This is a genomic window from Pseudonocardia ammonioxydans, assembly GCF_900115005.1.
Taxonomy (GTDB): domain Bacteria; phylum Actinomycetota; class Actinomycetes; order Mycobacteriales; family Pseudonocardiaceae; genus Pseudonocardia; species Pseudonocardia ammonioxydans.
The window spans coordinates 136,681-157,643 of sequence record NZ_FOUY01000008.1; the positions used below are offsets into that span (position 1 = coordinate 136,681).

At 74.2% G+C, this 20,963-nt stretch carries 18 protein-coding genes; 9 read left to right on the forward strand and 9 right to left on the reverse strand.

Going from position 1 to position 20,963, the window contains the following annotated elements; genetic code table 11:
- Positions 1-5: 5 nt before the first annotated feature.
- The 3 genes from BM093_RS10390 to ybaK all read right to left on the reverse strand — a co-directional run bounded on the left by BM093_RS10390 (position 6) and on the right by ybaK (position 3,617).
- Positions 6-2,186, reverse strand: coding sequence for a putative bifunctional diguanylate cyclase/phosphodiesterase (locus BM093_RS10390; RefSeq protein WP_143105326.1), 2,181 nt, complete (start codon positions 2,184-2,186; stop codon positions 6-8).
- A gap of 79 nt (positions 2,187-2,265) precedes the next feature.
- The gene (locus BM093_RS10395) at positions 2,266-3,069 is read right to left on the reverse strand and encodes an SAM-dependent methyltransferase (protein ID WP_093340926.1); all 804 of its coding nucleotides are present in this window, start codon (positions 3,067-3,069) and stop codon (positions 2,266-2,268) included.
- 71 nt (positions 3,070-3,140) lie between these two features.
- Complete coding sequence (ybaK, locus tag BM093_RS10400) at positions 3,141-3,617, reverse strand: Cys-tRNA(Pro) deacylase (protein ID WP_093340800.1); 477 nt, start codon at positions 3,615-3,617, stop codon at positions 3,141-3,143.
- A 233-nt stretch (positions 3,618-3,850) separates the two neighbouring features.
- Here ybaK and BM093_RS10405 point away from each other — a divergent pair, with 233 nt between their 5' ends.
- A complete protein-coding gene (locus tag BM093_RS10405; RefSeq protein ID WP_245773442.1) occupies positions 3,851-4,600 on the forward strand; it encodes a sigma-70 family RNA polymerase sigma factor in 750 nt (249 codons plus the stop codon).
- On the forward strand, positions 4,597-4,962 hold the full coding sequence (gene rsrA / locus BM093_RS10410) for a mycothiol system anti-sigma-R factor (RefSeq protein WP_425439130.1): 366 nt from the start codon (positions 4,597-4,599) through the stop codon (positions 4,960-4,962). Before BM093_RS10405 ends, rsrA begins: the two co-directional genes overlap by 4 nt.
- Positions 4,963-5,056: 94 nt before the next feature.
- On the opposite strand, the gene BM093_RS38335 is transcribed toward rsrA, so the two are convergent.
- Positions 5,057-5,131, reverse strand: a complete 75-nt coding sequence (locus tag BM093_RS38335; RefSeq protein WP_425439133.1) for a 50S ribosomal protein bL37 — start codon at positions 5,129-5,131, stop codon at positions 5,057-5,059.
- Between the two features lie 93 nt (positions 5,132-5,224).
- Here BM093_RS38335 and BM093_RS10415 point away from each other — a divergent pair, with 93 nt between their 5' ends.
- Positions 5,225-6,751, forward strand: a complete 1,527-nt coding sequence (locus BM093_RS10415; protein WP_093340933.1) for a sensor histidine kinase — start codon at positions 5,225-5,227, stop codon at positions 6,749-6,751.
- 317 nt (positions 6,752-7,068) lie between these two features.
- Here BM093_RS10415 and BM093_RS10420 read toward each other — a convergent pair whose 3' ends face one another.
- A complete protein-coding gene (locus BM093_RS10420) occupies positions 7,069-7,320 on the reverse strand; it encodes a WhiB family transcriptional regulator (RefSeq protein WP_093340802.1) in 252 nt (83 codons plus the stop codon).
- 464 nt (positions 7,321-7,784) lie between these two features.
- Complete coding sequence (locus BM093_RS10425) at positions 7,785-8,735, reverse strand: diacylglycerol/lipid kinase family protein (RefSeq protein ID WP_093340805.1); 951 nt, start codon at positions 8,733-8,735, stop codon at positions 7,785-7,787.
- Between the two features lie 42 nt (positions 8,736-8,777).
- On the opposite strand from BM093_RS10425, the gene BM093_RS10430 reads away from it, so the two are divergent.
- Entirely contained in the window at positions 8,778-9,203 is a 426-nt protein-coding gene (locus BM093_RS10430; RefSeq protein ID WP_093340808.1) for a hypothetical protein, read from the forward strand.
- Between the two features lie 222 nt (positions 9,204-9,425).
- A complete protein-coding gene (locus tag BM093_RS10435; RefSeq protein WP_093340810.1) occupies positions 9,426-11,747 on the forward strand; it encodes an HNH endonuclease signature motif containing protein in 2,322 nt (773 codons plus the stop codon).
- A 32-nt stretch (positions 11,748-11,779) separates the two neighbouring features.
- Here BM093_RS10435 and BM093_RS10440 read toward each other — a convergent pair whose 3' ends face one another.
- Positions 11,780-12,220 carry a GNAT family N-acetyltransferase gene (locus BM093_RS10440; RefSeq protein WP_093340936.1) on the reverse strand — a complete coding sequence of 147 codons (441 nt, stop codon included), beginning with the start codon at positions 12,218-12,220 and terminating at the stop codon, positions 11,780-11,782.
- Between the two features lie 38 nt (positions 12,221-12,258).
- The gene (locus tag BM093_RS10445) at positions 12,259-12,921 is read right to left on the reverse strand and encodes a histidine phosphatase family protein (protein WP_093340812.1); all 663 of its coding nucleotides are present in this window, start codon (positions 12,919-12,921) and stop codon (positions 12,259-12,261) included.
- Between the two features lie 187 nt (positions 12,922-13,108).
- Here BM093_RS10445 and BM093_RS10450 point away from each other — a divergent pair, with 187 nt between their 5' ends.
- The 3 genes from BM093_RS10450 to BM093_RS10460 all read left to right on the forward strand — a co-directional run bounded on the left by BM093_RS10450 (position 13,109) and on the right by BM093_RS10460 (position 18,872).
- A complete protein-coding gene (locus BM093_RS10450) occupies positions 13,109-14,092 on the forward strand; it encodes a hypothetical protein (protein WP_093340814.1) in 984 nt (327 codons plus the stop codon).
- Positions 14,093-14,374: 282 nt separating this feature from the next.
- The gene (locus BM093_RS10455) at positions 14,375-15,559 is read left to right on the forward strand and encodes an NAD(P)-dependent malic enzyme (RefSeq protein WP_093340938.1); all 1,185 of its coding nucleotides are present in this window, start codon (positions 14,375-14,377) and stop codon (positions 15,557-15,559) included.
- A 391-nt stretch (positions 15,560-15,950) separates the two neighbouring features.
- Positions 15,951-18,872 (forward strand): putative bifunctional diguanylate cyclase/phosphodiesterase, encoded by a 2,922-nt coding sequence (locus BM093_RS10460; RefSeq protein WP_143105327.1) that lies wholly within the window; start codon positions 15,951-15,953, stop codon positions 18,870-18,872.
- Between the two features lie 18 nt (positions 18,873-18,890).
- Here the strand turns inward: BM093_RS10460 and BM093_RS10465 are convergent, their stop codons facing one another.
- A complete protein-coding gene (locus BM093_RS10465) occupies positions 18,891-19,727 on the reverse strand; it encodes a TIGR03620 family F420-dependent LLM class oxidoreductase (protein ID WP_177238379.1) in 837 nt (278 codons plus the stop codon).
- 156 nt (positions 19,728-19,883) lie between these two features.
- Here BM093_RS10465 and BM093_RS10470 point away from each other — a divergent pair, with 156 nt between their 5' ends.
- Entirely contained in the window at positions 19,884-20,963 is a 1,080-nt protein-coding gene (locus BM093_RS10470) for an ABC transporter ATP-binding protein (protein WP_093340818.1), read from the forward strand.

A 20,963-nucleotide genomic window follows, 5' to 3' on the forward strand; every position in this document is an offset into this window, starting at 1 on the left:
GCCGCTCAGAACTCCGTCTTGCGGTCGAGCATCGGCGGGACCTCCTCCGGCGGCAGCGGCGGGGCGATCAGCCAGCCCTGGCCGACGTCGCAGCCCAGCGACCGCAGGTGGGCACCCTGCTCGACCGTCTCCACCGACTCGGCGACGACCTGCAGCCCCAGGCTGTGCGCCAGGTCGATCATCGCCGAGAGGATCACCGGGCTGTCGATGTCGCGTCCCGCCTCCGGGCACGTCGTTGCCACCGGCGACACGAAGCTGCCGGCCAGCTTCAGCACGTCCACCGGCAGCCGGTGCAGGTACGCGAGGTTCGAGTAGCCGGTCCCGAAGTCGTCGATCGCGATCCGCACGCCGAGCCGGGAGAGCTCCTCGAGCGCCTCGGTCGGCCGTCCGCCCGCCGCCATCAGATCGCTCTCGGTCAGCTCCAGCTGCAGCGCGTGCGCCGGCCAGCCGGTCCGGTCGAGGACCTCGGCGATCCGCTCGACGGCGTCGGGCCGGCGCAGCTGCCGCCCGGCGATGTTGACGCTGACCGAGAACTCGCGATCGGGGTCGGCGCCGACCCAGCTCCGGGCGTCGGTGCAGGCCCGCTCCAGCAGGTGCAGCCCGAGCGGGACGATCAGGCCGGTCTGCTCGGCGAGCGGGATGAACACGTCCGGCCCGAGCACCTCGCCGTCGGCGGTGCGCCAGCGCGCCAGCGCCTCCACCCCCACCGTCCGGCCGTCGGCGAACGAGACCAGCGGCTGGTACGCCAGCTCGAACTCGCCGCGGTCGAGCGCGCCGGGCATCCGGCCGGCCAGGTCGAACAGGTGGACGTCGGTGCTGTGCCGGACCGGGTCGAAGACCGCGATCCGGTCCCGGCCGTCGCGCTTGGCCCAGTACATGGTCGTGTCCGCGGCCTGCATCAGCTCGGCCGAACCGCCCGCGGCGGGCCCGTCGGCCGGCCGGGTGGCCTCGTCGTCGGGGACCGGCCAGGCGACGACACCGATGCTGGCGGTGACCACGACCTCGCGCCCGCGCAGCGCCACCGGCCGCCGGACCACGTCGAGCGCCCGGCCGGCCATCGTCGTCAGCTGCTCGACACCGGTGCAGTGCTCGACGAGCACCACGAACTCGTCGCCCCCCATCCGGGCGACGGTGTGCCCGTCGGTGCCCAGCACCTCGTCCAGCCGGCGCGCGACGGTCGTCAGCAGCTGGTCGCCGGCGTCGTGGCCGAGCGTGTCGTTGACCGCCTTGAACCCGTCGAGGTCCAGGTAGCAGACGCCGACCCGCGGGTCCGCGCCGTCGTCGAGGGCCGCGGTGAGACGGGTGAAGAACAGTGCCCGGTTCGGCAGCCCGGTGAGCGGGTCGTGCTCGGCCTGGTGCCGCAGCCGGGACTGGAGCCGGTGCCGCTCGGTGACGTCCTCGACCATCGCCACCAGGTAGCGGGGGGAGCCCTCGGGGTCGCGGATCAGCGAGACCACGAGCTGGGTCCAGACCTGCTCGCCGTCCTTGCGGAAGTAGGACTTCTCCATCCGGACGTGCCCGACCCGGCCCTCGAGCATGGCCTCGATCTGCGGCCACATCTCGGGGGTGTCCTCGGGGTGGATGAACTCGAACACCGAGCGGCCGACGAGCTCGCCGGGCCGGTAGCCGAGCATCGCGGTCAGGGCCCGGTTCGCCTCGAGGACCTGGCCGTCGATGTCGGACACGCTGATCCCGAGCGCGGTGTTCTCGAACACGGCGCCGTAGCGGGCCTCCGAGCGCCACCGGGCGTTCTCCGCCGCGCTGCGTGCGGCGAAGGCCGCGGTGCTGATCCGGTCCTGCTCGGTGCGGGTGCGTTCCTGCAGGGTGCGCGCGTACCCGGCGGAGAGCGCGCCGACCGCGGCGGTGAACCGGCGCAGCCGCGCGGGGTCGCCGATCCGGTCGCCGAAGTGCGAGGACAGCACGTCGAGCGAGCAGCGCAGCGCCGCCGGGTCGGTCAGGTGCGCCGCGACCAGCGACGCCCCGACGTCGGCCGCGGCCTGGATGTCGGCCCGCCCGTCGACCACGGCGGCCGTCCACCACGCGGCCTCGGACAGCACGGAGTGGAGCTCGGCCCGCCCGGCGGAGACGAACCCACGGGTGTGGATCGTCGCCACCCACGCCTCGGTGAGCTGCTCGACGCCGCGGTCGGGCGCTCCGCCGGGACGGGCGGGTACGGGATCGCCCACGGCGACCTCCTCTGCGGTCTCCTCGTGCGGCCTCGCGACCCTCCGGGCCGGAGTGGGGCCGCTGCGGCTCCGGGGCCGGTCAGTGGCGAGCCACGCCGGCCAGCCCCGGGTAGCGCTGACCCTCCGGGCCGACCGGGGAGTCCGGCCGCCACAGCGGGATCCGGACGACACCCGGGTCCAGCAGTTCCAGGTCACCGAACAGTGTCCGCACCTCGTCGGCGGAGCGCATCCGCATCTGGTTCGGCGACTGGTCGCGGTTGTAGACGTTCTGCGCGCGGCTCGCACCCGAGTGCCCGCCCTCGTCACTCGCATGTGTGATGACGACGTGGCTGCCGGGCACGGTCGCGTCCGCGTAGGCGCGGATGATCCCGGCCGGGTCCAGCTCGTCCCCCACGAAGTGCAGCACCGACACCAGCAGCACCGCGACCGGACGGCTGAGGTCGAGGTGCGCGCGGGTCAGCGGGTGCTCCAGCACCTGCTCCGGACGGGTGAGGTCACCGGCCAGCACCTCGGTGCGGTCGTCCCCGTCGAGCAGTGCACGGCTGTGCACGACGGCGATCGGGTCGTTGTCGACGTAGAGCACGCGCGCGTCGGTGCACTCGGCGGACGCGATCTCGTGCACGTTCCCCGCGGTCGGGATCCCCGAGCCGAGGTCGAGGAACTGGGTGACGCCCTGGGCGCACAGGTGCCGCACGATCCGGCGCAGGAACGACCGGTTCGCCTGCGCCACCGTGGCCATCTCCGGGAGCGCGTCGAGCACCTGCTCGGCGAAGCGCCGGTCGGCCTCGAAGTTGTGCGAGCCGCCGAGGTAGTAGTCGTAGACCCGGGCCACGCTCGGACGGGTGATGTCGACCTCGTCCGGGGCCCACGACGGCCTGTCCACCCTGTCCACTTCGTACCCCCGCACCCGATCGTCCGTGTCCGACACCTGCACCTTAACCTGCGGCTCCGTCCTCACGGAGTCGCGATCGGAGCGACGACGGCGCCGGTCAGCGACGCGAGGTCGGCGGGAGCCAGCTCGATCTCCAGACCGCGGCGGCCGCCGGAGCAGAACACGGTCGCGTGGGCGTCGGCGGAGGAGTCGAGCACGGTCGGGAGCCGCTTGCGCTGACCGAGCGGCGAGATCCCGCCCGCGACGTAGCCGGTGGCCCGCTCGGCCTCGGCGACCTCGGCCATCACGGCCTTCTTGCCGCCCACCGCGGCGGCGAGCGCCTTGAGGTCCAGCTGGGCGGCGACCGGGACGATCCCGACGGTCAGCGTGCCGTCGACCCGGGCGACGAGCGTCTTGAACACCCGTCGCGGGTCCTGCCCCATCACCGCGGCGGCCTCCGCGCCGTACCCGGCCCCCTCGTGGTGGAGGTAGGTGTGGAGCTCGTGGCGCACCTTCCGCCGGGCCAGCAGTGCCGTCGCCGGAGTGCCCTTGCCTGCCATCGTCGTCCTCTCCCGGCCGCCCGCTGCTGCGTGCGCTGTGCTGCGCGCGAGCAACCTACGGGAATGCCCGACGGGGGTGCACCGTTGTTCCGGGCGTGACCACATCAGTGATGGAGGCGCCGGCGACCTCGCGTGCGCCCGGCCTCCGGCGCCGCGAACGCGTACCCTCCCTCGGGTCCGCAGTGCCGGTGACGAGCACCGGTACGCGGCTCGTGTCACTGGAGAGGGGACAGTTGTCGGACCACTCGGAACACCCGGAGCAGGACGCGGTCCGCGAGCCCGGTGAGCCGGAGTCGGCCGTCGCGGAGGTCGGCGCGGCCGATGTCGACGGCAACCGCGCGCCCGACGACGAGAGCGCCGAGGAGCGCACGGCCCGCTTCGAGCGGGACGCGATGCCGCTGCTCGACCAGCTCTACGGCGCCGCCCTGCGGATGACCCGGAACCCCCCCGACGCCGAGGACCTGGTGCAGGAGACGTTCCTGAAGGCGTACTCGGCCTTCGGCTCGTTCCGCCGCGGGACGAACCTCAAGGCGTGGCTCTACCGCATCCTGACCAACACCTACATCAACGGTTACCGCAAGCGGCAGCGCCAGCCGCTGCAGGCGCCGACCGACGAGATCACCGACTACCAGATCGCGCAGGCCGGTGAGCACTCGTCGACGGGGCTCCGGTCGGCCGAGATGGAGGCGCTGGACGCGCTGCCGGACAACGACGTCAAGGAGTCGCTCCAGGCGCTCCCCGAGGACTTCCGGATGGCGGTCTACCTCGCCGACGTCGAGGGGTTCGCCTACAAGGAGATCGCCGAGATCATGGGGACGCCGATCGGCACGGTGATGTCGCGGCTGCACCGCGGGCGTCGCCAGCTGCGCGACATGCTGACCCACGTGGCCCGCGACCGCGGCATCGTGCGCGACGCGGATGCCGACGGAGGTCCCGCCGACGCCCCACGGGGTGCCGGGAACCAGGAGGTGACGACGTCGTGACTGCCGAGGACGCACCGCTCGAACACAACCCCATGGGTGGGAACGGCGGGAACTGCGGCGAGGTCCTGGCCGAGGTGTGGCTGTTCCTGGACCAGGAGTGCGACCCGGAACGCAGGCGGTTCCTGCAGCGTCACATCGACGACTGCGCCCCCTGCCTGGCCGAGTACGGGATCGACGAGAAGCTCAAGGCGCTGCTCGCGCGCAAGTGTGGCGGGGAGGCCGCGCCGGAGTCGCTGAAGGACCGGCTGCGCACCCAGATCCGCTCGGCGGTGCTGGAGCAGGCCGAGGTGAGGGTCGAGAGCGGTCCCGAGGGGACCAGCGTCTCGGTGGCCCGGCGGCGCACCGAGTACCGGGAGCGCTGACCGGCACGGACGAGCCGTCCCGCGCGGACGATGCGAAGGGCGGGCCACCCCGTGGGTGGCCCGCCCTTCGTCGTGTCCGGGGTGCGATCCCCGATCAGGTGTTCGGCTTCTTGCCGTGGTTCGCGTTGTTCTTGCCGCGGTCGCGACGCTTGCGGGCACGCTTCGACATGATCGGCCCTCCTTCCTCGACGGGGTCTCGGTTCCGCGGGGGTACCGCGGGAGCCGGTGGGGGTGATTCTCGCATGTGGTGGGATGGGCGACCGTGACCACGCTGAGCGAGCTGCTCGCCGAGCACACGACGATGGACGGCGAGACGGCCGACCATCTCCAGCGGGTGGTGGGTGAATGGCAGTTGCTGGCCGACATGTCGTTCGCCGACTTCCTGCTGTGGGTGCCGCTGGACGACCTCCAGGCAGCCACCGACGATACGGGCGACGGTGCCTCCCGGGCGGCCACCGCGCAGTTCCTGTGCGTCGCCCAGGCCCGTCCCACGACCGCACCCACCGCGCACGCGGACGACGTCGTCGGGCGCCGGGCGGCCCCGGTCGAGGTCGGGCAGCTGCGGCGAGCGGTCCTGGAGGGCCGGATCTGCCGCGACGACGACCCGCGGTGGCACCTGGAGGTCCCGGTCCGGCGCGAGACCATCCCGGTCCGCTACCGCGGCCGCATCGTCGCCGTCCTGTCCCGGGACACGAACCTGTCCACCCCCCGGGTGCCGTCCCCGCTGGAGATCGCCTACCTGGGCAGCGCCTCGGACCTGTGCCAGATGATCGTCGACGGGACGTTCCCGCCGCAGTCCGGCCCGCCCGGCTCGGCGGAGGGCAGCCCGCGGGCCGGTGACGGCCTGGTCCGGCTCGACGTGCACGGCAACGTCGCCTACGCCAGCCCGAACGCGCTGTCTGCGTACCACCGCATGGGTCACGCCAGCGACGTGGCCGGGGCCGACCTGGCCGCGGTGACCAGGGCCCTGGTGCTCGACCCGTTCGACGCCACCGAGGTCGCCACCCGGATCGCGGACGCGCTCGGCGGCACCCCGTCGACCCGGATGGAGATCCGTGGCCGGCGGGCGACGATGCTGGTCCGGGCGCTGCCGCTGCGGCCGCGCGGGGACGCGGCCGGCGCGCTGGTCCTGGTCCGCGACGTCACCGACCTGCGCCGCCGTGACGCGGCGCTGATGTCGAAGGACGCCACCATCCGGGAGATCCATCACCGGGTGAAGAACAACCTGCAGACGGTGGCGGCGCTGCTGCGGCTGCAGGCCCGTCGCAGCGAGCACCCGGAGGCGGGCCGGGCGCTGGAGGAGTCGGTCCGCCGGGTCACCTCGATCGCCCTGGTCCACGAGGCGCTCGCGTACTCCGTCGCCGAGGTCGTCGAGCTCGACGAGCTGCTGCCGAAGGTGCTCCCGGCGATCCGGGACGGGGCGACGACCGAGTCCCGGGCCCGGGTGCGGGTCGACGCCGGGTTCGGTGCACTGCCCGCGGAGAAGGCCACCCCGCTGGTGCTGGTGCTGGCCGAGCTGGTGCACAACGCCCTGGCCCACGCCTATGACCCGGGGGTGGCCGGGGAGGTCGTCGTCAGCCCGCAGCGTTCCGCCAGCAGGCTGGAGGTCTCGATCGCCGACGACGGGCACGGCATGCCGCCGGACTTCGACTTCGAGAAGTCCAAGGGGCTGGGTCTGCAGATCGTGCGCACCCTGCTCCGGTCGGAGCTGGAGGCGACGATCGCGGTCTCCGACCGGGAGGGCGGCGGGACGGTCGCCCTGGTCCGGGTGCCGCTGAGCGGTTCGTGATCGAGCACGGAAGGTTCCCGGTGGCGCCCGGCCGTCCCCGGGCGGTCGCCCCGGTGCGGCGGGTGAACACAACCGTCACAGCGGGTGACCCGGGGCGTCAGTGGGGCCCCGGAACGGGGGCGATACCCTCGTCTCGTGACCGTCGATCCCGGTGCCGTGGTCGCGCCGGCACCGTGGTGGACGAGCCACACCGGGGTGGCAGATCACCTCGAACGCACCTCGGGCCCGTGGCCGGTGGCGTCCGGCTACGGGCCCGAGGTGGGGGAGCTGCTCGTGCAGCGGCTCGTACTACCGCGTCAGGTACGCGGGGGCAGTACTCAGGCGGTGCGAGCGCGCGGACGGCTGCCGCGCCGCTTCAGGGCACGCCGCTCGTCCTCGCTCATGCCGCCCCAGACACCCGCGTCCTGGCCGGACTCGAGCGCCCACTGCAGGCAGGACTCGGTGACGGGGCAGCGCCGGCAGACGCTCTTGGCCTCGGCGATCTGCATCAGGGCGGGGCCACTGGTGCCGACCGGGAAGAACAGCTCCGGGTCCTCGTCGCGGCAGATCGCGTCGTGACGCCAGTCCATGATTACTTACTCCTCTGGTGCGCGATCGGGGTCGCGCCGATCGTCGTCCTTGTTACGTGCGTGTTTCGCAGCTTGTGAATACTTTCACGAGCCGCGACGGTCCTCAACGGGAAACTGCTCATCGGCTGCGTGAGTGGCCTCATAGCCGCCCGCGCACGACGGCCCTGTGCCCCGAATCGGGAACTCGGGGCCGGTTCCTCCGACCAGTGTCCCTGTCCGACGTGGAAACGGCTACCCGCAACCTTGTCGATTCGAACACCCCGCCGGGCCGACGCACGGTCGGCCCGAACCGCCACGAGCCGCGTTGCCCGTGATCCCTCGCTTGCGTGGTACCCACCTTGGATCACCGGTTTGGGCTGGTGTAAGCCCCAACGGGACCGACGGTCCGCTCACATCGGTGAATGGCGGGGTTGCTCACTCCAGCGTGTGAGAGTGCCCGCACGGGGCGCGACGAACCGTCCGTCTCACACGACGACCCGTAACGCCCCCGGCACGCTCAGGAATTCCACCTCGGTCCGCATGCCGAGGTGGTCCCCGTCCAGCTGCAGGGCGAGCGGCTGCTCCGAGGAGAGCCGGACCCGCCCGACCGCGTCGTGCCGGACGATGTGGCGCCCGTGCGGGTCGCCGTCGGCGGACAGGATCTGGCGCAGCGTCGAGGCGATCGTACGAGGCCCGAGTCCGGTCAGTGCGAACAGCCCCAGCCCGCCGCCGAACGACGAGTGCGGATTGGTCCGCACGGCGCGCCCCGAGAGGTAGGTCCACGGGTCGGTGTTCGAGACGAACGCCAGCCGGACCCCGTCGAGCGGTGCGGCGTCCGGGAGCTCCACGGTCATCGACGGCGGGCGGCGGAGCTGGGCGAGGTACTGCGCGATCGCGGTCATCGCGTAGCGGCCGGGACTGGCCTCGTAGCCCTGCGCCCTGGCCCGCTCGACGGCGGCGACCACCTCGGCGTCCCACCCCATGCCGGCGTTGAAGGTGAACCAGCGGTCGTCGGCGTGGCCCAGGCCGACCAGCCGCCTGCGCCGCCGGGCCAGGGCGTCGAGCACTTGGCCGGTCGCGTCGACCGGGTCACGCGGCATGTCCAGGGCGCGGGCGAACACGTTCGCCGAGCCGCCCGGGACGACGGCGAGCATCGCGGTGGCGTCCGGATCCGGGCGGGGCGCGCCGGTGCCGGTGCCGGTCTGGGCGGCCAGCAGGCCGTTGACGACCTCGTTCACCGTGCCGTCGCCGCCGAGCGCGACCACCAGCTCGACACCGGTGGTGACGGCCGCGGCGGTCGCCTCCGCGGCGTGACCCCGGTACCGGGTCTGGACCACCTCGAGCTTGAGCTCGCTGGCGAGTGCCTTCGTCAGGACATCCCGTCCGGCGGCGGTGGTGGACGTGGCCTGGGGGTTGACCACGAGCAGCGCGCGCACGGGCCGACTGTAACGAGCGGCCCGGCCTCTATCCTCGACCCCGTGGCCGACGAGCAGGAGAACGGTGCCCCGGCCCGGGCGGCCGTGCCGGAGAACGTGAAGGTCGCCGGGTGGCTGGTGGCGGCACAGGGCCTGGTGGGTGCCGTCGTGGCGGTCGTGCTGGGGGTGCGGGCGCTCGGTGCGGACGGGGCCCGGGTCTACTACGGCCTGGCCGAGGCCGGGATCTTCCTGCTGATGGCGGGGGCCGTCGCCGGGATCGGGTACGGCCTGGTCCGTGGAGTGCACGGCTGCCGGAGTCCGGCCATCGTCATCCAGCTGCTGCTGTTCCCGGTCATCTACTACGTGCTCGGGCCGAGCAGGCAGCTGCTCTGGGGCATCGTGTGCGGGCTCTACGTGCTCTTCACGTTCCTGATGCTGATCAGTGAGCAGTCGCGCCGCTGGTCGATGGGGGACGAGTACCCGGACTGACCACCCGGCTCGGCCCGCTTCGTGCTCGTTCTCGCCGGTGGAGTGCCGGCGCTCAGGGCTGCTGCCTCCCGTCGTCCCTAGCCGGCCGTAGACGGCCACAACGGCCCCGACCTGCCGCCGAACGGGTGATTTCACGCCCGACAGGTGCATTGACGTGTCTCTCGGTTTCCCCTGACCGGTCAGGGCACCGAAACTGTCGGTGGTCGAGCGTATGTTCGAACCATGCAGCTGGGGCAGGCGATACCGGACGGACTGGCGGCCATGCCGCCCGGCCCCGACCTGGCCGCCGTCCTCGCCGCGATCGACCTGACCCAGGTGTGCAACGACGACATCGACGAGGTCATGCTCGCCCACCACCGGCAGCTGGCCCACCACCAAGCGCACATGTTCGCGGCGATCTCCGAGGTGGTGCACCGCCGCCCGTTCGCCGGGAAGATGGAGATCCGCCGCGGTGCGCTGCCCGATCAGTACGGCTCGGATGAGATCCGCTTCGCGCTGGCCTGGAACCGCCGCGCCGCCGAGTACGAGATGAGCCTCGCCGTCACCCTGGTGTCCGATCTTCCGCAGGTGCAGGCCTTCCTGTGTCAGGGGCGGATCGACCGCACCAAGGCCCGGGTGTTCGCCCAGCACCTCGCCGACCTGCCCGCAGCGCAGCGCGCCGCGATCTGTGAGGCGGTGCTGCCGCACGCGCCCAAGCTGACCACCGGGCAGATCGGGGAACGGATCAAACGACTGATCCTCGAACTCGATCCGGCCTACTACGAGCGGCGCTACCGCAAGGCGATCCGGGACCGGCTGGTGGTGGCGTATCTGACCGAGACCGGCACCGCCGTCATCTCCGCCGAAGGCCTGCCCGCCGAGGAGGCAGCCGCCGCCTGGGAGCGCCTCGACGCCCTGGCCAAGGCCGCGCGGCGGGACGGGCATCCGGGCACGATCGACCAGATCCGCGCCGACCTCGTCCTCGGCCTGCTCGACGGGTCCCTGCACGGGTTGGACCGGGCCGGGATCCTGCGCGCGTTGATGGCCCGCTTCGCCGGCCACGCCGACAACCCCACCACCGGTAGCGAGGTCGACAAGCCGGCAGCCGGCACCCCGGCTGCGGGCCGCCCGGCGTCCGGCGACCCGGCCTCCGGGAGCACGGTCCCCGGTAGCCCGGCGGCCGGCAGGCCGGCCTCCGGTGGCGCCGACGCCGGTGGAACCGGATTTGCTGGCCCCACCGCTGACGCTCCGGGTGCTGGTACTCCCGGGTCCGACGAGCCCGCGCCGGAGGGCCCCGCATCCGGCAGTCCTACGCCCGCCCCTGTACCCGGCGGCCCCGGAACTGATGGCCCCACACCGAGCAGCGGCTCGGAGGACGGCAACACCACCTCCGACGCACCCGGCGCCTCCGACGCACCCGGCTCGAGCGATCCCGACACCGGCCACGGCTCGGGTGCCTCGGGCTCGGGCTCGGGCTCGGACTCGGACTCGGACTCGGACGATCCTGACACCGACGACCAGGGACCAACCGACCCCGGACCGCCCGGCTCCGGCCCCGGCCCCGGGGATCCCCGGCCCGACAGCCCGAATGGCGGCGGCGCACCCGCACCCCCCGACGCCGGCCCCGACCCATCTCCGACCGTGCCGACACCACGCCGCAGCGACGACCACACCGGACCCCGGAAGAGCACCGGAGTCGGCACCGAGGTCCGCGTCCCGCTCACGACCCTGCTCGGCCTCGACCAGCGCGCCGGCGAACTCCCCGGCTGGGGACCCATCCCGGCCAGTGCCGCACGACGCCTCGTCGCCCGCCAGCACCGCGCCCAATGGCGCTGGGTCGTCGTCGACGAGCGCGGCCACCTGCTCGCCGAAGGCATCACCCGACACCGCCCGACACCCCGTGACCGCAGCGGCCCGCGCGGCGGAATCGTCGAACTCCACATCCCCGCCGGCCAGCTCGTCACCCTGGCCGCGGACGCTGCCGAGCACGGCGGCTGGGCGAAGGTGATCACCGACATCGCCGACCAGTACCGGCAGCACACCGAACACGACGACCCCGGCGCCGGACTCGACGACCGTCCCGACGCCCGGTTCCCGCACGCCGCGCTGCGGCGTCACACCGAGGTCCGGGATCGCACCTGCCTCGGCCCCGGGTGTCGTACCGCAGCGCGGCGCTGCGACCAGGACCACACCCGCGATCACCACCACGGCGGGCCGACCGTCCGCGGCGGCCTCGGGCCGCTGTGCCGGCACGACCACACGTTGAAGACCAAGGGCAACTGGTGCCTCGACCAGCCAGAACCCGGTCATTTCATCTGGACCAGCCCGCTCAAACGCCAGTACCGGGTCGAACCCGAACCGATCCTGCCGCCACCGATCACACCGGTCCCACGAGACCACGACTCTGCCTTCGACAACCCCGCACCTGGGCCCGTCTACGCCGACGACGAACAACCCGACCTGCGTCGATCTGAGCGCGGTCCACCGGCCCAGGACGGCACCGCACCCGAGGACACCGACGCGCCGGACGTGACGGCGCCCGACAACGATCCGCCGCCGTTCTGATCCCGGTGGCGGGACGCAGTGTGCGCTTGCGCTCAGGTCCGTGCGGCGAGCTCCGTCAGCGGGGAACCGGTCAGCCGGTAGGTCGTCCAGCCCTCGTTGGGCTGCGCCCCGATCGATCGGTAGAAGCCGATCGCCGGGGTGTTCCAGTCCAGCACGTTCCATTCCAGCCGGGCCCAGCCGCGCCGCGTGCACTCTGCGGCCAGCGCGGTGAGCAGCCGGGCGCCGTGCCCGTCGCCGCGGTGGCTGGGGGACACGAACAGGTCCTCCAGATGCATGCCGGCGACGCCCTCCCAGGTCGAGAACGTGCGGAACCAGATCGCGATCCCCACGACCTCCGAGCCGGCGGTGGTCGCGACGAGCGCCCCGGCGACCGGGTCGTCGCCGAACAGCGCGGCGTGCAGCTGGCCGTCGGTCAGCCCGCACTCGTCGGCGGCCTTCTCGTAGTCGGCCAGCTCGTGCACGAGCCGCACCATGACCGGCACGTCGTCGGGATGGGCCGCACGGACGCTGTTCACGAGTCCTCCGAGTCCTGCAGGGGGCGCTGGTTGACGTGGTCCAGTCGCGGGACCCCGCGCTCGAAGCCCAGCACGGTCACCCCGGCCGGGTCCATCCGGAAGTGGACACCGCCACGGGCGGGCAGGCCGATCCACCGGGCGGTCAGCACCCGGGAGAAGTGCCCGTGGCCGACGAGGACGACATCTCCGCCGGAGCCGGAGCCGGAGCGGGAGTTCGCGTCCCCGGCCGAGCCCAGCAGCGCGCGGGCCTCGGCGAGCACGGCGTCGGCCCGGGCGGACACGTCGTCCGGGGTCTCGCCGCCGGGCCACGGTCCGTCCCAGATCGTCCAGCCGGGCAACGACTCCCGGATCTGCGGTGTGGTGCGGCCCTCGGCGTCGCCGTAGTCCCATTCGGACAGACGCTCGTCGACCTCGTCGACGGACAACCCGGCGAGGGCCGCGGTGTCCCGCGCGCGCGTGCGCGGGGAACACAGGACACGGGCCGGCGGATCGTCGCCGCGGACCAGCGCCAGTGCTGCCCGGGCCCGGCGTGCGGCGGACCGGCCCGCCTCGGTGAGAGGGACGTCCGTGCGTCCGGTGTGCTTGCCGGTCCGCGACCACTCGGTCTCGCCGTGACGCAGCAGCAGGATCCGGCCGCGGGGGCCGCTCTCGGGGCTCACGAACGGCGACGGTAGCGATGCCCGGCCCGGCTCGCGGGCCGACGGTTCGCCCGGTCGGGGTCGATTCCCACCCGTCCGGGCGGTCACCGGCCGCGGGAACCCCGCGTCGGGCCGCGCGTCCGGTGAGATCTACCCGGAGGGCGATCGGCCCCGGACCGCCCGTGCTCACCGGATCCCGAGGAGTGTCATGTCGCAGCATCCCCGCCGCGTCGCCCGGCGGATCGCCGGGATCGGTGCCGCGGCAGGCCTGGTCGTCGCCGCCGCACTGACCGTGCCCGCCGCCGGGTCGGCAGCGGCCGCCCCCGCTCCGGCCGCTGCGATCGGGCCCGGCGTGCAGATCGCGACGCCGGTCACCGGCGGGGCGGAGCTGTGCACGGCGAACTTCCTCTACACCCCGTCCGGCGGCCAGGACGGGCATCGCGACGGCGACGGTGCCGAGCACCAGAGCGCCCCCGCCGGAAAGCTCTACCTCGGTGCCGCCGCACACTGCATGGCCGGTGAGGAGGCGCGGTCCTCGGTCGACGGCTGCGTCGAGCCGGTCCAGCCCGAGGGCATCGAGGTGCGGATCGCCGGCCGGGACGGCCGGGACTACGCCGGGCGCGTCGCCTACAACTCGTGGGCGGTCATGCAGGAGCAGGGCGAGACCGACCCGCAGCGCTGCCTCTACAACGACTTCTCGCTGATCGAGCTGAGCCCGGAGGCTGCCGCCGTCGCGGATCCGACCGTGCCCGGCTTCGGTGGCCCGGTGGCACTCGACACCGACGGCACCCGCAACGGCGAGACCGTCTACAGCTACCAGCCGAACCAGCTCGGGGCGACGCCGAACAAGCAGGGGCTGAGCCTCGGCCGGCCGGACAGCCCGTGGACGCACGTCGTCGCGACGGCCCCGCCCGGTGTCCCCGGCGACTCCGGTTCGGGCTACCTCGACGCCGAGGGCCGGGCGTTCGGCCTGCTGTCCAGCCTGATGCTGCCGACCACCACCAACGGGGTCACCGACATCGCCCTCGCCCTGGAGTACGCGGCCGAGCACGGTTCGGTCGGTGGGATCGAGCTCGTGCCGGGCACCCGGCCGTTCACCCCGGGCGGCCTGTCGCTGACCGAGCTGCCCAGCGGTCCCGCCCTGCCGCAGCCGCTCCCGGAACTGACACCGGCGCCGCTCGCCCACCCGTGAGTGGTTATCGCGGCTCCCACCGCGATAACCACTCACGGGTGGCGGAGCCGCTGTGTGCCGGTGCCCACTCCTGCGGTGCAGGAGCGTGGATCCGGCCGATCCCTGGTTAGACTTCTGCGCAGACCCGACAGCCGTGTCCTGCCTCGGCTCCGCATCCGGAGCCGCGACGGCGGGATGGCCGTCCGGCACCGCGGCCCGGTCGACGACACCCGCGACCTCCGGTGCAACGGCAGGCGCCCCCGTGTCCGGCGCCGCGTACGTACCTACCGCATGGAGTCTTCGATGACGCTCGCCCAGGACCGTTCGGCTGCCCCTTCCGCTCCTGCCCCGGACGAGGTGTTCGGCGCGCACGAAGGGGGCAAGCTCGCGACCGGTCTCACCGCGCCATTGGCCGACGCGCGGGACCTGTCGATCGCCTACACCCCCGGTGTCGCCGACGTGTGCCGCGCGATCGCCGACGACGCCTCGCTCGCGTCCCGCTACACCTGGGCGCACCGGCTCGTCGCGGTCGTCAGCGACGGCACCGCGGTGCTGGGTCTGGGGGACATCGGGCCGCGCGCCTCGCTGCCGGTGATGGAGGGCAAGTCCGCGCTGTTCAAGTCGTTCGCCGGGCTGGACTCGATCCCGCTGGTGCTCGACACCACCGACGTCGACGAGATCGTCGAGACCCTGGTGCGCCTGCGCCCGACCTTCGGCGCGGTGAACCTCGAGGACGTCTCCGCGCCCCGCTGCTTCGAGCTCGAGCGCCGGCTGATCGAGGCGCTGGACTGCCCGGTCATGCACGACGACCAGCACGGCACCGCCGTCGTCCTGCTCGCGGCGCTCGACGGTGCCTGCCGGCTGCAGGGCCGCCCGCTGTCCGGTCTGAAGATCGTGATCTCGGGGGCCGGTGCGGCCGGGATCGCCTGCGCGCGGATCCTGCTCGCCGCCGGGGCGTCCGACATCGTGCTGCTCGACTCCCGCGGGATCGTCGACGCCGGCCGTGGCGGCGAGAAGGCCGATCTGGCCGCGGTGACCAACCCGCGCGGGATCACCGGCGGGATCGCCGAGGCGATGGACGGGGCGGACGTGTTCGTCGGCCTCTCCAGCGCCGCGCTGCCCGAGGACGTGCTGGCCACGATGGCGCCCGAGGCGATGGTCTTCGCGCTGTCCAACCCGGACCCCGAGGTGCACCCCGACGTGGCCGCGCGGCACGCGGCGATCGTCGCGACCGGACGCAGTGACTTCCCCAACCAGATCAACAACGTGCTGGCCTTCCCGGGGATCTTCCGCGGCGCCCTCGACGCACACGCCCGCCGGATCACCGACGGCATGAAGGTCGCCGCGGCGCGGGCGATCGCGGACGTGGTGGCCGACGAGCTCACGCCCGCACGGATCGTCCCGGGCCCGTTCGACCCCCGGGTGGCACCCGCCGTCGCCGCCGCCGTCGCCCGCGCGGCGGAGGAGGCCGGGGTGGCATCCGCCTGAGCCGGCCCGTAACTCCGGTTACGAACCGTGCACGACGGGCCCGTGCGCCGAACGGCGTGCCGCGCTGTGAGCGGTCGGGTACGCACTGTCCACATTGTGTACGCCGTTCGGCGCCCGGCTACTGCCCTTCACCCTTCGATGCAGGCGTGTCACCAACGGTGAGCGTGTCCCGCCGCAGTTGATTACGCCGAACGGCCCCGTTACCCGCTGTACACGATGGCTCGATCGGGTCACCGGGGCGGATCGCCCGGCCCGGTGGCTCGTTGTTCCGGTGGAGCTGCCGAGCAGAACGGAGGCGGGCGTGGCCGAGCTGGAACCGCGGACGGGGGACCGTCCGGGTGGTGCGTCCCGTGGGATGTCCGACGGGCCGGGGAACGGGACGGTGCGTGGGATGCGCCGCGATGCGGACCGGCCCACCGGGCTGGCCGGCGACCTCGCCCGCGTGTTCGGCGGGCCCGGTGGGGCCCCGGAGCACGCCCCGCGACCGGCTCCCGGGCCACGCTCCGCGGCGGCCCCGCGCGCCGCGGAGCAGCCCGGTGCGGACGCCCCCTTCGGTGCCGAGGCCCCGATCGGTGCGAGCGCCGCGTTCGGCGGGGAGGCCCCGTCCGCCCTCGATGCCCCGTCCGGTGCGGAGGCGCGGTTCGGCGCGGACGCCGCGTTCGGTGCGGAGCCGCGGTTCGGCGCGGAGGCCCCGTTCGGTGCGGAGGCCCCGTTCGGTGCGGAGACCGCGTTCGGCGCGGAGGCCCGGTCCGGCGGGGGTGCCTCCTCCGGAACGGAGGCCCCGATCGCCGAGCTCCCGCGCGCAACGCACGGCGCCGCCGGTCCGGCCACGGCGTTCGGCGGCGATCCGGCGCACGGGCTCGGCGACGTGACCGACCGGGACTTCGGCCGCCCGGCCCCGCAGCCCGACCTCACCGACCACTCGGCGGTGCAGCTCCCGCCGTCGCCCGCCCTGCTCTGCGACGCGGCCGGCGTCGTCCTGCACACCAATGCCGCGCTGCGCCGGCTCGCCGGGTCGGCCGACCCGACCGGGATGAAGCTCCCGCAGCTGCTGGTCGGCCCGGACTCCGACGCCCGCCTGGTCCGTGCCGACCGCCGGCTGGCCCGGGTGAAGGTGGTCCGCTGGCCGCAGCCGGGCGAGCGGACGGTCGTGCTGCTCACCGCGTTCCCCGACGCCGCTCCCGCCGCGTCGGACGACGCCCCGGCGCTGGACCTGGAACGCGCGACCCGCTCGGGAACCTGGACGTTCGACCTGCAGGCCGGGACGCTGACCCGCAGCGAGGGCCTGGTCGAGCTCTACCGGACGCTGGGTGTGCGCCCGGACGGCCCGGACGGCCCGATCGAGGGCGAGCAGGTCGAGCGGGTGTGCCGGATGCTGCGCCGCGGGCCGGAGCAGTCGCCGAGCGCCGCCCGCGCAGCGCACGCCTCGGAGATCCGCCCGGAGGGCGGCTCCGTGCTGTCCTGCCGTACCCGGATCGACCGCACGCCGGGCGGTGCCCCGCTGCGGCTGATCGGCACCATCCAGGACGTCACCGACCGGCGTCGCGCCGAGTCCCGTGCGCAGCGCTCCGGGCAGCGCTTCGCCGACCTCGTCGCGACCATCACCACCGGCGTCGCGATGCTCGACGGCCGCGGCCGCGTCGTCGACGCCAACCCGGCGTTGTGCCAGCTGCTCGACGCCGACCTCGAGATGCTGCGTGGCGTCCCGGCCCGCAGCCTGTCCGCGGACCCGCACGCGTCGGCGACGCGGTCCGCCGAGCGGGGCGGCCTGCCGGACTGGCTGCGCGACCCGTCGCACCCGGAGCCGACCTACCGGATCGAGTCGCTGCCGCTGCTGCGCGCCGACGGCACCCGGGTCGACTGCGAGGTCGTGGTCAACGCCGCCCCCTCCGACGACGGGCGCCCGTTCTGGCTGCTGGTCGTCACCGACGTCGGCGAGCGCCGGCGCGCCGCGGACGTGCTGCGCGAGGCGAACACGGTCGACCCGCTGACCCGGCTGCCGAACCGCGCCGGTCTGCTCGAGGTCGCCGACCGGCTGCTCGCCGGGCCGGACGCCGACCGCGTCGCCGTGGTCTGCGGTGACGTCGACGACTTCGCCCGGGTCAACACCGGCCTCGGTCACGAGGCCGGCGACACCCTGCTCGCCGAGGTGGCCGGGCGGCTGCAGCGCGAGCTCCCGCACGGGTGCACCGCCGGACGGCTGTCGGCGGACGAGTTCGCCGTCGTCTGTGCCGACGTCGGCGAGGCCGGCGGGCTGGAGCGCTTCGCCGCGACGGTGGCCGAGCTGATGTGCGGCACCGTGACCGTCACCGGCCGGCCGGTCGCCTTGACCGCCTCGGTCGGCGTCGCCACCCGGGAGGCGGTCCCGGCCGGGCCGCGGCCCGCGCGCGGGGACGACCTGCTGCGCTCGGCCGAGGTCGCGGTGCAGCAGGCCAAGCAGCGGGGCCGGGGCACCGTCGCCGTCGCCGACCAGGGCACCGTCGGCCCGGTCCAGCGCCAGCTCGAGCTGGAGGCCGAGCTGCGTGCCGCGATCGAGGCGGACGCGCTGCGGCTGGAGTACCAGCCGGTCGTCGGCCCGGACGGGACCGTGCTGTCCGCCGAGGCCCTGCTGCGCTGGTCGCACCCCGTGCACGGCGAGGTCTCGCCGGGCGAGTTCCTGCCGGTCGCCCAGCGCAGCGGCCTGCAGCGGGACCTGGACCTGTGGGTGCTGCGGACCGCCGCCGCCGAGGCCGCGACCTGGCCGCGGCACGGGCAGCGGATCGCCGTCGCCGTCAACCTCGCGGGTCTGCTCCCGGCCGACCCCGCGTTCCTCGACGAGGTCACGGCGGTCGTCGAGGGTGCCGGGCTGGGCTGGGACCAGCTCGTCCTCGAACTGGTCGAGACCAGCCTGGTCGCACTGCCGCAACCGGCGCTGGACGCGATGGGCGAGCTCGTGCGCCGCGGTGTCCGCTTCGCCGTCGACGACTTCGGCACCGGCTACTCGTCGCTGGCGCGGCTCAAGGAGCTGCCCGCGCAGACCGTCAAGGTCGACCGGGCGTTCGTCACCGGGGTCGGGACCGACCCGGCGGACTTCGCCCTGGCCCGGGCCGTGGTCGAGGTGGCCCGGGCGATGGGACGGTCCACCGTGGCCGAGGGCGTCGAGACCGCCGAGCAGTTCCACGTGCTGCGCGGGCTCGGGGTGAACGCGTTCCAGGGCTGGCTGTTCGCCCGCTCGCTGCGTCCCGACGACCTGCACCGGGTGCTGCGCGGCGGTGGCCTCCCGACCCCCGCGACGGCGGCGACGCCCCCCGGGGGGACACCGCACGCGTGGTGAGCCACCCGGTCCCGGACCTCACGCGGACCGGGCCCGGCCGGACAGGCTCCCGGCCAGCGCGCGGACCGTGTCGACACCGCCGGAGGTGTCACCGAGCGGGCTGAGCACGACGTGGTCCGCACCGGCCGCGTGGTGCTCGGCCACCCGCGCGGCCACGTCGTCGGGTGTGCCCTGCGCGGTCACCGCGTCGACGAGCCGGTCGGCGACGGTGTCGATCTCGTCGTCGGTGAAGCCGAGCCGCCGGGTGTTGGCCCGGTACCCGGGGACCCGGAGCAGGAACCCGAGCATCTCGACGGCCCCGGTTCGGGCGGCCTCGCCGGCCGGCCGGGTGGTCGCCAGGACGGTCGGCAGCATGACGGCGAGCAGCCGGTCCGGTCCGAGCGCGGCCCGGGCGTCGGCGGTGTGCTCCGGGGTGACGAGCAGAGTCACCGCACCGGCGAACCGGTCCCGGGCCAGCGCCAGCTTGCGGGGACCGAGCGCGGCGAGGAGCCGTTCCGGTCGCGGCACCGGTGGGTCGGCGGCGTCGAGCTCGTCCAGGTAGGACTCGAGCGCGCCGAGTGCCCGCGGCTGCTGCGGTGCGCCGAGTCCGGTGAGGAACCGCCCGGGGTGCCGGCGGGCCGCGTCGGCGTGCAGCGCGGCGACCGCGTGGGCGGGATGGACGCCGGCCGGCACGATCCCGGGGACGACGACGGCGTCCCGGGTGCTGTCGAGCACCCCGGTGAGCCGGTCGAGCCGGTCGATCGCGCCGCCGGAGAGCCAGAGCGTGCGGGCGCCGGCCGCCTCCAGCGCGGCGGCGTCGGCGGGAGCGGGTCCGGTGGCGTAGCCGATCGGCCCGAGGGACGTCGTGGTGGTCACGGCGTCGAGAGTGGAGCCTGAAGTGGACTTCAGGTCAAGCGGGACCGTGCCGGGCCGTGTCCCGGGTCGAGGGTCGCCGGTCGCGCGCGACCGGGTTAGTGTGCGACGGCCACGCGGCTGCGACCGGCCGCACGCCGAGATCAGGGGGAACCGGCGATGATCGAGTTCCGGGGCGTCACCAAACGCTTCCCGGACGGGACAGTCGCGGTCGACGACCTCGACCTGGTCGCGGAGCGGGGGCGGATCACGGTGTTCGTCGGCCCGTCCGGCTGCGGCAAGACGACGTCCCTCCGGATGATCAACAGGATGGTCGAGCCGAGCGCGGGCAGGCTGGAGGTCGACGGCCGGGACGTGCTGTCCGCCGACCCGGCCGAGCTGCGCCGCGGGATCGGCTACGTCATCCAGCAGGCCGGGCTGTTCCCGCACCGGACGATCGTGGACAACATCGCCACCGTCCCGATGCTGCTCGGCCGCGGCCGCCGGGCCGCCCGGGACCGGGCGCGGGAGCTGATGGAGACCGTCGGCCTCGACGTGTCGATGGCCGGGCGCTACCCCGCCCAGCTCTCCGGCGGCCAGCAGCAGCGGGTCGGGGTGGCCCGCGCGCTCGCCGCGGACCCGCCGGTGCTGCTGATGGACGAGCCGTTCTCGGCGGTCGACCCGGTGGTCCGGGAGAGCCTGCAGGACGAGCTGCTGCGGCTGCAGTCCGAGCTCGGCAAGACGATCGTCTTCGTCACCCACGACATCGACGAGGCGGTCAAGCTCGGCGACCGGGTCGCGGTGTTCCGGGTCGGGGGCAGGCTCGCCCAGTACGACGAGCCGGGCGTGCTGCTCTCCCGCCCGGTCGACGACTTCGTGGACACCTTCGTCGGCCGCGACCGCGGCTACCGCGGGCTCGGGTTCCTCACCTCGGACACGATCCCGCTCGGTCCGCTCGACATGGTGTCGATGGGCGACCCGCTGCCCGACGACGGCTGGGCGGTCGTGCTGGACGGCACCGGCCGGCCGCTGGGCTGGGTGGCGGCCGGCGACGGGCCGGTCACCGAGGACACGGTCGTCCCCGGCGGCTCGCTCTACCCGGTCGGCTCCGGGTCGCTGCGCGGCGCGCTGGACGCGGCGCTCTCGTCCCCGTCCGGGCAGGGGGTCGCGGTCGACGCCGAGGGCCGGGTCGCCGGCTCGGTCACCGCCGACGCCGTGCTCGCCGCGTTGCCCGCCGCCCGCGACGACTCCGCCGCGTAG